Origin of the sequence: Delftia deserti (assembly GCF_042653485.1) — a bacterium.
Taxonomy (GTDB): Bacteria; Pseudomonadota; Gammaproteobacteria; order Burkholderiales; family Burkholderiaceae_C; genus Comamonas; species Comamonas acidovorans.
This window is the reverse complement of record NZ_JBHSIH010000001.1, coordinates 1,040,753-1,053,683: the sequence shown is the minus strand read 5'-3', so window position 1 is coordinate 1,053,683 and position 12,931 is coordinate 1,040,753. Positions and strand designations below refer to the sequence as shown.

The window sequence follows — 12,931 nt, the reverse complement described above, 5'->3', positions numbered from 1 at the left end:
GGGCCGTGCCCGGCGCTCAGCGCGCCGGGCCGCAGTCCGCGGCGATGGTGGCGTCGGCGCGCTTGAGTTCGCTGTCGCGCGTGGCTTCGTCCATGAAGCCACGCTCGCCCTGGGCATTGGTATAGGCCATCAGGCCGCCCGATGACAGCGCCGTCTTGGCCTGTTTTGCCCGCGCGCAGTTGTCCTGGCGCTCCTTGGCAACCCGGTCCTTTTCTGCCTTGGCCTTGGCGGCCTCCTGGGCCTCGGCCTTGCGCTTTTGCTCTTCCAGGGCCTTGTCGGTGCCTGCGGGCTTGGTGTCCTTGGAGCCGGCAGGCGCTGCCTGTGCCGTTGCATCTGCAGCGGTCTGGGCGGCTGCATCCGTGGCTGCTGGTGCACTGGAAGGCGCCGCCGCTGCAGGGGCGGGCGCGCTGCCGCCAGGCTGGCGCAGGATGTTCTTGGCCGGAATGTCAGGGGGTGGCGCGCGGTCGCTGAAGACCTTGCGGCCTGTTGCATCGACCCATTGCCACTGGGCGGCTGCGGACAGTGAACAGGCGGCAAGCGCGGCTAGCAAAACAAGCTTGGTGGCATGCATGGTGATTGGGGTGATCGGGCCGGTTGCAGGTAGCAATAGCAGGAAATGATGGCGGGCAGCGATAGCGGGGAACAATGGCCTACAGCATACATTGTGATCCGGCGCACGGGTACAATCCTTCTTTTGGAGCTCTCACATGCGCCTTCTCGGTAAAGCCCTGACCTTCGACGACGTCCTCCTGGTCCCCGCTTTCTCCCAGGTCCTGCCCAAGGACACCTCGCTCAAGACGCGCTTTTCGCGCAACATCTCCCTGAACATCCCCCTTGTGTCCGCCGCCATGGACACCGTGACCGAAGCGCGTCTGGCCATTGCCATTGCGCAGGAGGGCGGCATCGGCGTCATCCACAAGAACATGACGGCAGAGGAACAGGCTGCCGAAGTGTCCAAGGTCAAGCGCCACGAATCCGGTGTGGTGCACGACCCCGTGGTCATCACCCCCGAGCACACCGTGCTGCAGGTGCTGCAGCTGTCCGAGAACCTCGGCATCTCGGGCTTTCCCGTGTGCGACGGTGGCAAGGTGGTCGGCATCGTCACCAGCCGCGACCTGCGCTTCGAGACCCGCTACGACGTCAAGGTCAGCCAGATCATGACGCCGCGCGAGCGCCTGATCACCGTCAACGAGAAAGACGGCACCACGCCCGTGGAAGCCAAGGCCCTGCTCAACAAGCACAAGCTCGAGCGCATCCTGGTCGTGAACGACGCCTTTGAACTCAAGGGCCTGATCACCGTCAAGGACATCACCAAGCAGACCACCTTCCCCAATGCAGCGCGTGACAGCGCAGGCCGACTGCGCGTGGCCGCCGCCGTGGGCGTGGGCGAGGGCACCGAGCAGCGCGTGGAGCTGCTGGTCAAGGCCGGTGTCGATGCACTGGTGGTGGACACGGCCCACGGCCACAGCAAGGGCGTGATCGACCGCGTGCGCTGGGTCAAGCAGAACTACCCGCAGGTCGATGTCATCGGCGGCAACATCGCCACCGGCGCCGCTGCGCTGGCACTGGCCGAGGCAGGCGCCGACGCCGTCAAGGTCGGCATCGGCCCTGGCTCCATCTGCACCACGCGCATCGTCGCCGGTGTGGGCGTGCCCCAGATCATGGCCATCGACAGCGTGGCCCAGGCCCTGCAGGGCACGGGCGTGCCGCTGATCGCCGACGGCGGCATCCGCTTCTCGGGCGACATCGCCAAGGCCCTGGCCGCTGGCGCCTCGACCATCATGATGGGCGGCATGTTCGCCGGCACCGAAGAGGCTCCGGGCGAAGTCATCCTGTACCAGGGTCGTTCGTACAAGAGCTATCGCGGCATGGGCTCCATCGGCGCCATGCAGCAGGGCTCGGCCGACCGCTACTTCCAGGAATCGAGCACCGGCAATCCCAATGCCGACAAGCTCGTGCCCGAAGGCATCGAAGGCCGCGTGCCCTACAAGGGCTCCATGGTCTCCATCGTCTACCAGATGGCCGGCGGCGTGCGCGCGGCCATGGGCTACTGCGGCTGCGCCACCATCGAGGAGATGAACAACACGGCCGAGTTCGTCGAGATCACGGCCGCCGGCATCCGCGAATCGCACGTGCATGACGTGCAGATCACCAAGGAAGCGCCTAACTACCGCGCCGACTGACCAAGCGCCTTCGCGCCAGCTGGGTGCGAGACGCAAAAAGGGTCCGGGCAATCGCTGCCAGGACCCTTTTTTCATGGGCATGGGTTCGTTCAGCCCTCGAAGCGGTCCAATACCGCGCCCGAGCTGGCGCTGGATGCATTGAACGCGAACTTGGCCTGCGCGCCCCGCGTGTAGCGGGGCGCGGGGGCCTTCCATGCCGCACGGCGCCCGGCGAGCACGTCGTCGGGCACGTTCAGCTGCAACTGCAATGCATGCGCATCGATGGTGATGGAGTCGCCTTCATGCACCAGCGCAATGGTGCCGCCCACGGCGGCCTCCGGCGCCACATGGCCGACCACCATGCCCCAGGTGCCGCCCGAGAAGCGGCCGTCGGTGATCAGGCCCACGCTCTCGCCCAGGCCGGCGCCGATCAGGGCGCCCGTGGGGGCCAGCATCTCGGGCATGCCGGGGCCGCCCTTGGGGCCCAGGTAGCGCAGCACCATCACATCGCCCGCCTCGATGCGGCCCGCCAGGATGGCCTCCAGCGCCGATTGCTCGTCGTCGAACACGCGCGCCGGGCCGGTGATGACCGGGTTCTTCAGGCCCGTGATCTTGGCCACCGCGCCTTCGGGGCTGAGGTTGCCCTTGAGGATGGCCAGGTGGCCCTGCGGGTAGAGCGCGTCGGCGATGGGTCGGATGACCTCGGGCCTGGGTGGCACATCCGGCACGTCCGCCAGGGTCTCGGCGATGGTCCGGCCCGAGATGGTGATGCAGTCGCCATGCAGCAGGCCCGCGTTCAGCAGCAGCTTCATGACCTGGGGGATGCCGCCCGCCTGGTGCAGGTCCACGGCCAGGTACCTGCCGCTGGGCTTGAGGTCGCACAGCACGGGCACGCGCTGGCGGATGCGCTCGAAGTCGTCGATGGACCAGGGCACGCCGGCTGCGTGGGCGATGGCGAGAAAGTGCAGCACGGCATTGGTGGAGCCACCGGTGGCCATGATCACCGAGACCGCGTTCTCGATGGATTCGCGCGTCACGATGTCGCGCGGCTTGAGATCCCTCTTGATGGCCTCGATCAGCACCCTGGCGGATTCCCGGGCCGAATTCTCCTTTTCGTCATGGGGGTTGGCCATGGTGGAGGAGTAGGGCAGGCTCATGCCCAGCGCCTCGAACGCGCTGGACATGGTGTTGGCGGTGTACATGCCGCCGCACGAACCCGTGCCGGGAATGGCGTGCTGCTCGATGTCCTTGAGTTCCTGGTCGCTGATCTTGCCCGCGGCGTTTTCGCCGACGGCCTCGAACACGCTGACGATGTTCAGGTCCCGGCCTTTCCACCGGCCGGGCAGGATGGTGCCGCCGTACACATAGATGGCTGGCACGTTGGCGCGCAGCATGCCCATCATGCCGCCCGGCATGTTCTTGTCGCAGCCGCCGACCACCAGCACGCCATCCATCCACTGGCCGCCCACGCAGGTCTCGATGCAGTCGGCGATCACCTCGCGGCTGACCAGCGAGTACTTCATGCCCTCCGTGCCCATGGACATGCCGTCCGAGATGGTCGGCGTGCCGAACACCTGCGCGTTGCCGCCGGCTTCCTCGATGCCTGCGATGGCCGCGTCCGCCAGCTTTTGCAGGCCCGAGTTGCAGGGCGTGATCGTGCTGTGGCCGTTGGCCACGCCGACCATCGGCTTGCTGAAGTCCTCCTCCTTGTAGCCCATGCCGTAGAACATGGAACGGTTGGCGGCGCGCGCCTTGCCCTGTGTGATGTGGGCGCTTCGGCGGTTGATGGGCAGAGCTGGGGTGGCCATGGCGTGTTTCTCGCTTGTCTCTCGTGGTGGGGTGCGATGAGTATGGGCGCTTTGATTCATCCGATCCAATCCTATTCATCGCCCGGATTGATATGCTGTACATATGAATGAGCCCCCCATCGACCTGCGTGCCTGGCGGCAGTTCCTGGCCGTGGCGGACGAACTGCACTTCGGCCGCGCCGCCGCGCGCCTGCACATGACGCAGCCGCCCCTGACGCAGGCCATCGCACAGTTGGAGCGCAACCTGGGCGTGGCGCTGTTCAGGCGCTCCAGCCGGCATGTCGCGCTGACGCCGGCCGGCGAGGCACTGCTGCCGCAGGTGCGCGAACTGCTGGCGCGATCGGCGGCGCTGCCGGGGCTGGCGCGTGCCGCGGCGGCGGGCGAGGTGGGGCGCGTGCGCCTGGCCTTCGTCTCCACCATCGGCTTCACCCGGCTGCCGCTGTGGGTGCGGGATTTCGGGACGGACACGCCGGGCGTGGCGCTGGAACTGGTCGAGGCCACAAGCGATGTACAGATGCAGGCCTTCGAGCGCGGCCAGATCGATGCCGGGCTGATGCTGCATGCTCCCGGCCATGCGCCGGCCGGCCTCCAATGCCTGGCCGTGGGGCGCGAGCCCATGGTGCTGGCGCTGCCCGCGCAGCACGTGCTGGCCGGCACGGACCGGTTGATGCTGGACGCCGTGCTGGAGCAGCCACTGGTGATCTTTCCGCGCCGCATCATGCCTTCGCTGCATGACGCGGTGATGGACCTGTACCGCCAGCACGGCAAGGTCCCGCGCATCGCGCAGCAGGCGATACAGATGCAGACCATCGTGAACCTGGTCTGGGGCGGCATGGGCCTGGCGTGGGTGCCGGCCAGCGTGATGCAGTTTTGCCGGCCCGGCGTGGTCTATCGCGAAGTGGTTCACGCCTCGGGCACGGGCCGCAAGCCGGTGGCGTTGCCGACCTGCGAGACCAGCCTGGCCTGGCCGGCCGGTGTGCTGTCGCCCGCGCTGGAGCGCTTTGTCGAATTCGTGCGCGCGCAGCGCTGAGGGGCAGGGCTGTGCACCGCTTACCGTGGCAGATGCATGGTGGCCTCCACTTCGACCAGCACCTCGTCGCCTGGCAGAAAGCGCGAGACCTCGACCACCGTGCTCACCGGTGGCGCGCCGGGGTAGAAGAGGCCGCGCACGCGGTTGTAGAGCGCGTAGTGCGGCAGGTGGCGAAAGTACTGCACGAGCTTGAAGACATCCTGCATGGTGCCGCCATGCTCGGCGGCGATCTGGCGGATGCGCTCCAGCACGAACCAGCTTTGCGCGACGATGGCGGCCTCGAACACGTCCACCGACATCTGCCCCGTGGCATAGCCCAGGGCTTGCAGCGCGCTGCGCGCGTGCCCGGGGATGTCGTCGTAGCCGGCCACGGCGCGGCGCGAGGCAGGGTCGACGGCCACCACGCCGCTCATGAAGACGAAGTCGCCCACGCGCCTGGCCGCCGCATAGTGGGCCATTGGTTTGCCCATGTCCATTTCCCGGTCCTTTCATTTGTTGCATTACCAGCGGTATTCCATGGCCAGCCGGTTCTGCCAGAAGTTCGCGGCATGGTTGGGTGACCTGGCCAGTGCAATGAAGTTGGTCACGCGCAGGCCCTTGAGTTTGCCGCTGAACTGGTAGATGGCATAGCCCAGGTATTCCGACTGGCGCAGGCTGGGGGCCGTGGCACTGCTCTTGAGGTCCATGTAGGAGTACCGCAATCCTATGAACCAGCCCGGTGCCGGCGCGCCATTCAGATCCAGCGCCCAGGCGTTTCCGGCGCCCAGGTCCTGCGCGCTGGAAAGAAAGGGCTGGGCGAACATCGGTCCTGAGGCGACATAGTGGGCATAGGGCGTGACCAATGCCCCGTTCAGATAGGAGCCTGCGTTGGGAACGATGCGGTTGTAGCTCAGGGACAGCGTCGCCGAATGGCGCCTGGCACCGACCTGTACGCCGTAGACCTTGCTGTCGACAGGGCCCAGCAGCTTGCGGCCTTCGCCGGTCTGGCGGAACACCTGGCCGGCGATGAAAGGCAGTACGCCAACGCCATCGCCTTTGGCGCTCCATTGCGCCTGGGCATAGGCCATCCTGGCGTAGTCCTGGTAGTTGAAATACCAGGCCTGGCCTCTGAGCTCCATGGTCTGGAGATCCAGGCTCCTGACACCGCCCACGCCATAAAAGCCTGGCGTCTCGGCCATGCCTGCTGGGGAATAGGCGTCTATGGTGGTGTTGTAGGTCGTGAGCTTTCTGAAGCGGTCATCGATATAAGACTTGAAGCGCGTCATGCGCACGGCCGTGATGTGGTTGCCATCGGACAGGCCGTAGCGCGCCGAGATGCCCTGGAACAGCTGGGCTGCCATGCGCCAGTCATAGCTGGCGGCAAAGGGCAGCTCGATGGCCTGGTTGCCGAGGGTCACGCGGGCATGGCGGTTTTCCCAGCGTGCATAGGCCTCGCCCATGGCCGTGATGTCGGGCCCCACATAGCCATCGACGCGCGCGGGATCGCCGGACCGGTGCAGCGGGCGCTGCAGGAATCCGGAAACCCCGAACGAGAACCCCTGGTACCCGGCCGAGCGGAAGCCGATTTTCCCGCCGATGCTGGCCGTATCCTGCCTCAGGCCCGGCACGTAGTACGCATTGCTGCTGTGAAAGTAGATCGTGCGTGCATGGCCTTCGAATCGCCCCTTGGACAGCATCTCCCAGGGATTGCTCGCCGGGCTTTCAGCCGCTGGCGTATCGCCACCGGAATCCGCCGCCTGTGCCGCAACGCCTGAAAGCATGGACAAAGCCACCGCAGCCTGATTCAGGCGATGGCGGCAAAGGGATTTTCCGTGGTGCGTCTTCATGGCTTCTCCTGCCTGTGGGGTGGTTTGAAAAATGCGGACTGGACCGGTTTTTCCCTGGATGCGGGCAAGGCTCTGCCATTCACGCAATAGGGATGCCTGTTGCGTGTTGCCTGCTTCGCGATGGAATGGAAAAAGTGCCTTCCAGAAAGGCCATCACGCCCCATCAGGGCCTGATGCGCAGTGGCATGGCCGCCCGGCTTCTGCGGCGGCCGTGGCTGCCAGCTATCGGACGCCGGAGCCCTTCATCAGGAATGCCATGACCTGTTCGATGAGATAGCGCCGGTCCTTTTCACCGCTGTCGGTCGGCGTGTCGCGGAAATAGGCGGCCTGGGTGGCGTGGTCGGCATAGAACTGCGTCACCGCCCAGATGTGGAACAGCACCAGCATGGGGTCGGCCGGGTCCATCAGCCCCTGGTTCATCCAGTTCTGGAGCACGGCCGCCGCCTGGTGGGTGCGCTGCTTGCTGGTGTCCATCATGCTGCGCAGCACCGGCGCGCCGCGCATCATCTCGGCGGTGAAGATGCGCGAACGCAGAGGGTGCTCGAAGGAGAACACCATCTTGCGGCGGATGAGATCGCCCAGCACCTTGCGCGGGCCGAAGGCCTCGTCGCTGAAGCCGAAGACCACGATCCAGTCGTTGAGGATGTCCTGCAGCACCTGCCGGTACAGCGCCTCCTTGCTGCCGATGTAGTAGTGCAGCTGCGCCTTGGACAGTCCGGCCTTGTCCGCGATGGCCTGCGTGGACGCGCCGGCCAGCCCCTCGCTGGCGAACACCTCGATGGCCGCCTGGTGGATCAGGCCGAGCACCTGCGTGTACTTGCGCGAGCGTCCGCGCGTGGCGGGCGCATCCACGGTGTCTGCGTCGTCGAGGGTGGGGGAGGGAGAGGGCATGGCGGTCACAGCTCGAGCACGAGCGTATGGTTCTTGGCACGCGAGCAGCATAGCGCGATGCGGCTGCGCCGTTCGGTGGCCGTCAGGCAGACATCGCGGTGCTCGGCACCGTCGCCATCGCCGGGGACGACGCAGGTGCCGCACAGCCCCTGCTGGCAGGACACGGGAATGTCAATGCCCACGTCATGCAGCGCATCCACCGCCGTCTGGTCGGCGGCCACGGGCACCTCGATGCCGCGCCGTGCCAGTTTCAGCGTGAAGGGCCGGCCGGTGGCGGCCACGGCGCTGCCGTCGGGCGCCGCGAAGTACTCGGTGTGCAGCGCCTCCTCGGGCCAGTGGGCGGCCGCTTCGCGCACCGCCTGCACAAAGCCGGCGGGACCGCAGACATACACGTGGGTGCCGGGCGCGGGTTCGGCCAGCAGCTGGCGCAGGTCGATGCGCTGCGAGGCCGGGCCCTGGTCCAGGTGCAGCCGCACATGCGGCGCCAGATCGGGTGCGCGCAAGGCCTGGGCGAAGGCCAGGTGCTCCCGGCTGCGGGCGAACACGCACAGCGTGAAATCCGCGCCGCGCAAGGCCAGTTCCTGCGCCATGGCCAGCAGGGGCGTCATGCCGATGCCGGCCGCCAGCAGCAGGTGGCTGCGCGCCTGGGCGTGCAGCGGGAAGGTGTTGCGCGGCGAGCTGATGGCGATCAGATCGCCCTCGCGCACGCGCTCATGCATGGAGGCCGAGCCGCCCCGGCTGGACGCCTCGCGCTTGACGCCGATCACATAGGCCTGCTGGCCCGCAGGCCGCGGCGCCCGGGCCAGCGAGTACTGGCGCGAGAATCCGCCGGGCATGTGCACGTCGATATGGGCGCCGGCCTCGTAGCCGGGCAGGGCGCGGCCCCACGGATGGCTCAGCTCGAATGCCAGGATGTCGGGTGTCTGCCGCGCGATGCGCGAGACGCGGACGGTGAGCGTGCGTTCGAGGCCCATGCTGCGGGATCTCCTTGTAGCGTGGCGGGAGGGCAAGGCGTGTGCTGCGCGGCTCATTGGCCCGTCAGCTGCTTGCGGATGTCGACGCCCGCGCCCTGGTTGACGAAGCGCGTGTCCACCACCTTGGACAGGTCGATCTGGCCGCTGCGGTACAGGCCGGCCTTGACCATCTTGTCGTGGAAGTCCTTGACGCGCGCCGGATCGATGGCGCCTATGCCCCGGGCCAGCGAATCCTCGCTGTCCACGAGGCCGAGCTTTTTGATGCGGTCGATGTAGCCCTGCTGCACGGCCAGCGAGGCGTCGGGGTTGATCTGGAGGATCCTCTGCTTGGCGGCATCGTTCTTGCCGTACAGGAAGTGGTTCCAGCCGATGATCGAGGCCTCGATGAACCTGCGCACGGTCTCGGGCCGGTTCTTCACCATGTCCGTGCGCGTCTCTATGGTGGTCGCATAGGTGGAGAAACCGTGGTCGGCCAGCAGGTGCACGACGGGCTCGAAGCCGGCCGCGTTGCGGATGGCGATGGGCTCGGAGAACGCATAGCCTTGCTGCACCGATTTCCTGTCGGCCAGGAAGGGGCCCATGTTGAAGGTGTAGGGCCTGAGGCTTTTGTCCTGGAAGCCGTGCTCCGACTTCATCCACTGCCAGAAGCTGAACTGGCCGTCCTTGCCGATGAAGGCCACGGGCGCCCCGGCCATGTCCTCGAACCTGTCGTAGCCCTGGCCCGGATGGGCGAGCAGGGCCTGCGGGTCCTTCTGGAAAAACGCGGCGACCACCACGGTGGGGATGCCGTTCTTGACGTTGTCGAAGGACTGCAGCAGATTGCCCGCCATCAGGAAATCGACCTTGCCCGCGGGCAGCATGGGGCGGTTGTTGACCAGGGCGCCACCTTGCTGGATCTCCACATCGAGGCCGTAGCGCTGGTAGGTGCCGTCCACCAGCGCCTGGTAGAAGCCGCCATGGTCGGCATGCGCCTTCCAGTTGGTGGCGAACACCACCTTTTCCTGGGCGTGGGCGGCCAGCACGGCGCACATGAGCGCCAGGCCGGTGACGGCGCTTCGCAGGAGCGATGGGGTTGGGCGGGCGGGCACGGGCATGGCATGTTTCTCCTGGTGTCGGGAACCTGGCAAAGCAGGGCAGGCGTGGCTCAGCCTTCCTGCTCCATGTGGGGCTGCCAGCCCAGCGTCTTGCCGGGATTGAGCAGGCCCATGGGGTCGCTGCGCTGCTTGAAGGCGATCTGCAGGGCATCGATGGTCTTCATGCCACCGTCCTCGATGGTGACCACATGCGGGTTGAAGACCTGGCAGCCGCCCTGGGACTCGATCTCGCGCACGATGGCGTTCAGGTGTTCCTCGCCCTTCCAGCGCACGAGCACGATGCCGAAGGTGGCGCATTCGCCATGGGCGCGCGCGAAATCCTGGTGCTGCAGCACATCGTCGCCAAAGACCGACAGATGGCGCTGCACCACGGCCGGGTCGAAGGGCTGGGCATAGGCCAGCTGCAGGTAGGTCCAGCCGCGGTCGGCCTTCAGCGCCTGCAGCGTCGTGTGGTTGAAGGCGCATTCGTAGGCGGGCGGCAGGCCCTGGGCCAGCAGCTCGGCCTCGGTTCCGGCGACGGAGACCGTGCCGCCATGCGCCCGGGCCAGGGCGCGCAGCGCCGGCATGGATGCGGGCGGCACCATGGTGAACACGGCGTGCCGGTCGGCTGGAAAATGCCGGCCCATGGCCGTGTAGTACGCGGCAAAGCGCGCCTCCACCGTCGACAGCAAAAACAGGTCCAGCGACGGGTCCTGCGCCGCGATGCCGAAATCCAGCGCCCCACCATAGGTGGGAAACAGCAGGGTGCAATGCACCCATTCCACGGCCGGGCTCAGCGCCACTTCCAGGTCCAGGATCACGCCATTGGTGCCGTAGGCGTGGTGCACCTGCTGGATCTCGTCGCCGGCCAGTTCGATGGTGCGCGGCGTGCGCTCCACCGTCATCACGCGTGCGCGCAGCAGGTTTCCGCTGTCGCGCAGAATGCCGTGCCGGAACGAACCTATGCCCCCGAACCCGCCCGCGATGAAGCCGCCAATGGTGGCCACATGCCAGGTCGACGGCCACATGCGCAGCGCCTGGCTGGTCTCGCGCGCGGCGAGGTCGATGTCGTGCATGCGCGCGCCGGCCTGCACGCGGATGCGGCCCGGGGCGATGTCCAGCACGCGGCACATGGGCGTGACGTCGAGCACGATGCCGCCCCGCAAAGGCACGCATTGCCCGTAGTTGCCCGTGCCGCCGCCGCGCACGGTGACGGGCAGCTTCCAGCGCGCGGCCACGGCCAGCGCCTGGCGCACATCCTCTTCGGTGCTGACCTTGACGACGAGGTCGGCCACGCAGTGCGCGAGCTGCGCCGAAAGAATGGGGCTGTACCAGTGGAAATCGCGGGACAGCTGCCGGCGCTGGCCGGGCGCGCTGATCAGGTTGAGGCCCCGCAGGTCGGCGCGCACGGCCTCCCAGTCGACGGGGGGGCGCTGCGGATGTTCTCTAACGTTCATGGCGCATCTCGCTTTCATGCCAGTGGCCGAGCATCAGGCGCGACAGCGTGGCGAACACGGCGAAGATGACGATGCCCAGCAGCGATACCAGCAGCAGCGCGGCGAACATCATCGGGATCTCGGTGCGAAAGCTCGACTCCAGGATGCGCGATGCCAGGCCGGTCTCCCGGCCCGCCGTGCCCGCCGTGAACTCGGCCACCACGGCGCCGATCAGGCTCAGGCCGCCGGCGATCTTCAGGCCCGCCATGAAGTAGGGCAGTGCGCTGGGCACCAGCAGATGGCGGAAGGTCTGCCAGGGCGATGCCCGGTACAGCCGCAGCAGGTCGCGCAGCAGGCTGTCGGCGCTCTTGAGCCCGATGACCGTGTTCGAGAGGATGGGAAAGAAGGCCACGATCCACGCGCACAGCAGCAGCGCCGCCGTGGTGTCGGAGACATAGATCAGGATCAGCGGCGCGATCGCCACCACGGGCGTCACCTGCAGCAGCACGGCCAGCGGGAACAGCCCGATCTCCACCCACCGGGACAGGCCGAAAGCGATGGCCAGCGCCACCCCTCCCACGATGGCGGCGGCCAGCGCCGCCAGCGTCAGCTTGACGGTGAACCACAGCGCGGTGGACAGGGAATCCCAGTGCTCCACCAGCGTGCGCAGGATCAGCGAGGGCGCGGGCAGGATGTAGTGCGCGATGCCGTTGGCGCGCACCGTCCATTCCCAGGCCAGCAGCAGCGCGGCGACCACGGCCAGCGGCACGGCCACGCGCAGCGCGGATTCGCGGCGGTGCAGCCGGTCCTCGTGGGCGCGCAGCGATTCAGCCGTGGGAGTGATGGCCGCAGGCGTAGTGGCTGCCGGGGCCGCTGTGGCCGGGATTGCGGATTCAATGGTCGATGTCGAGGCCATGCAGTGCTCCATGCAGTGAACGGGAGACGGCGGCGCAGTGCGCGTTGTAGCGGGTCGACGTGCGAAACGTCTCGCCGCGCGGGTAGGGTTCGTCGATGCGGATCTCGTCGATCACACGGCCGGGGCGCGCGGCCATCACCACGATGCGGTCGGACAGGTACACCGACTCGTAGACGCTGTGCGTCACGAAGACGATGGAAAAGCGCTGCTCGCGCCAGATGGCCAGCAGGTCGTTGTTGAGCTTGATGCGCGTCATCTCGTCGAGCGCGGCAAAGGGCTCGTCCATCAGCAGCAGGCGCGGGCGGGTGACCAGGGCGCGGGCGATGGACACGCGCATCCTCATGCCGCCCGACAGCTCGCGCGGGTAGACGTCGGCGAAGCGCGAAAGCCCCACCATCTCCAGCGCCTGCTGCACCACCGGCGCGGCGGCGTCGCGGCGCGTTCCCGACAGCCTCAGGGGCAGCCACACGTTGTCGAACACCCGGGCCCAGGGCATGAGGGCGGGCTCCTGGAACACAAAGCCCAGGTCGCGCTCGCCACGCGGCTGGCCTGGTGTGTCATCGCGCCAGTCGATGTCGCCGCCGCTGCTGCGTGCCAGGCCCGCGATCAGGCGCAGCGCCGTGCTCTTGCCGCAGCCCGAGGGGCCGAGAAAACTGATGAAGTCGTGCTCGCCGATGTCGAGCGACATGCCGTCAAGCGCCAGCGTGCCGTTCGCGAACCGCTTGCCGACCTCGCGCAGGCGCACCAGGGGCGGGCCGTCCCCGGTGCAGGTGTGGATGGGGGTGGGGGTGGGGGTGTTCATGGGGGCGGGCTCC

At 67.5% G+C, this 12,931-nt stretch carries 12 protein-coding genes; 2 read left to right on the top strand and 10 right to left on the bottom strand.

Features of this window, described 5'->3' with window-relative positions; all coding sequences use genetic code 11:
* Positions 1-16: 16 nt before the first annotated feature.
* Positions 17-571, bottom strand: coding sequence for a DUF4124 domain-containing protein (locus ACFPFG_RS04990; RefSeq protein ID WP_183021763.1), 555 nt, complete (start codon positions 569-571; stop codon positions 17-19).
* Positions 572-707: 136 nt separating this feature from the next.
* Here ACFPFG_RS04990 and guaB point away from each other — a divergent pair, with 136 nt between their 5' ends.
* Entirely contained in the window at positions 708-2,183 is a 1,476-nt protein-coding gene (gene guaB, locus ACFPFG_RS04985; RefSeq protein ID WP_183021764.1) for an IMP dehydrogenase, read from the top strand.
* 89 nt (positions 2,184-2,272) lie between these two features.
* Here the strand turns inward: guaB and ilvD are convergent, their stop codons facing one another.
* Entirely contained in the window at positions 2,273-3,970 is a 1,698-nt protein-coding gene (gene ilvD / locus ACFPFG_RS04980) for a dihydroxy-acid dehydratase (RefSeq protein ID WP_380105366.1), read from the bottom strand.
* A gap of 103 nt (positions 3,971-4,073) precedes the next feature.
* On the opposite strand from ilvD, the gene ACFPFG_RS04975 reads away from it, so the two are divergent.
* The gene (locus ACFPFG_RS04975) at positions 4,074-5,000 is read left to right on the top strand and encodes a LysR family transcriptional regulator (protein WP_183021766.1); all 927 of its coding nucleotides are present in this window, start codon (positions 4,074-4,076) and stop codon (positions 4,998-5,000) included.
* 20 nt (positions 5,001-5,020) lie between these two features.
* Here ACFPFG_RS04975 and ACFPFG_RS04970 read toward each other — a convergent pair whose 3' ends face one another.
* The 8 genes from ACFPFG_RS04970 to ACFPFG_RS04935 all read right to left on the bottom strand — a co-directional run bounded on the left by ACFPFG_RS04970 (position 5,021) and on the right by ACFPFG_RS04935 (position 12,918).
* Entirely contained in the window at positions 5,021-5,476 is a 456-nt protein-coding gene (locus ACFPFG_RS04970; RefSeq protein WP_183021767.1) for a RidA family protein, read from the bottom strand.
* A 24-nt stretch (positions 5,477-5,500) separates the two neighbouring features.
* The gene (locus ACFPFG_RS04965) at positions 5,501-6,826 is read right to left on the bottom strand and encodes an OprD family outer membrane porin (RefSeq protein ID WP_380105363.1); all 1,326 of its coding nucleotides are present in this window, start codon (positions 6,824-6,826) and stop codon (positions 5,501-5,503) included.
* 222 nt (positions 6,827-7,048) lie between these two features.
* Positions 7,049-7,717 (bottom strand): TetR family transcriptional regulator C-terminal domain-containing protein, encoded by a 669-nt coding sequence (locus ACFPFG_RS04960; protein WP_183021769.1) that lies wholly within the window; start codon positions 7,715-7,717, stop codon positions 7,049-7,051.
* Between the two features lie 5 nt (positions 7,718-7,722).
* Positions 7,723-8,691 (bottom strand): PDR/VanB family oxidoreductase, encoded by a 969-nt coding sequence (locus ACFPFG_RS04955; RefSeq protein WP_380105361.1) that lies wholly within the window; start codon positions 8,689-8,691, stop codon positions 7,723-7,725.
* A 53-nt stretch (positions 8,692-8,744) separates the two neighbouring features.
* Positions 8,745-9,785: an ABC transporter substrate-binding protein gene (locus ACFPFG_RS04950; RefSeq protein ID WP_183021771.1), complete on the bottom strand. Its 1,041-nt coding sequence runs from the start codon at positions 9,783-9,785 to the stop codon at positions 8,745-8,747.
* Positions 9,786-9,835: 50 nt separating this feature from the next.
* Entirely contained in the window at positions 9,836-11,221 is a 1,386-nt protein-coding gene (locus ACFPFG_RS04945; protein ID WP_380105358.1) for an FAD-binding oxidoreductase, read from the bottom strand.
* Positions 11,211-12,116, bottom strand: coding sequence for an ABC transporter permease (locus ACFPFG_RS04940; protein ID WP_197956689.1), 906 nt, complete (start codon positions 12,114-12,116; stop codon positions 11,211-11,213). Before ACFPFG_RS04940 ends, ACFPFG_RS04945 begins: the two co-directional genes overlap by 11 nt.
* On the bottom strand, positions 12,094-12,918 hold the full coding sequence (locus ACFPFG_RS04935; RefSeq protein ID WP_197956688.1) for an ABC transporter ATP-binding protein: 825 nt from the start codon (positions 12,916-12,918) through the stop codon (positions 12,094-12,096). The genes ACFPFG_RS04940 and ACFPFG_RS04935 overlap by 23 nt, the downstream gene beginning before the upstream one ends.
* Positions 12,919-12,931: the final 13 nt, after the last annotated feature.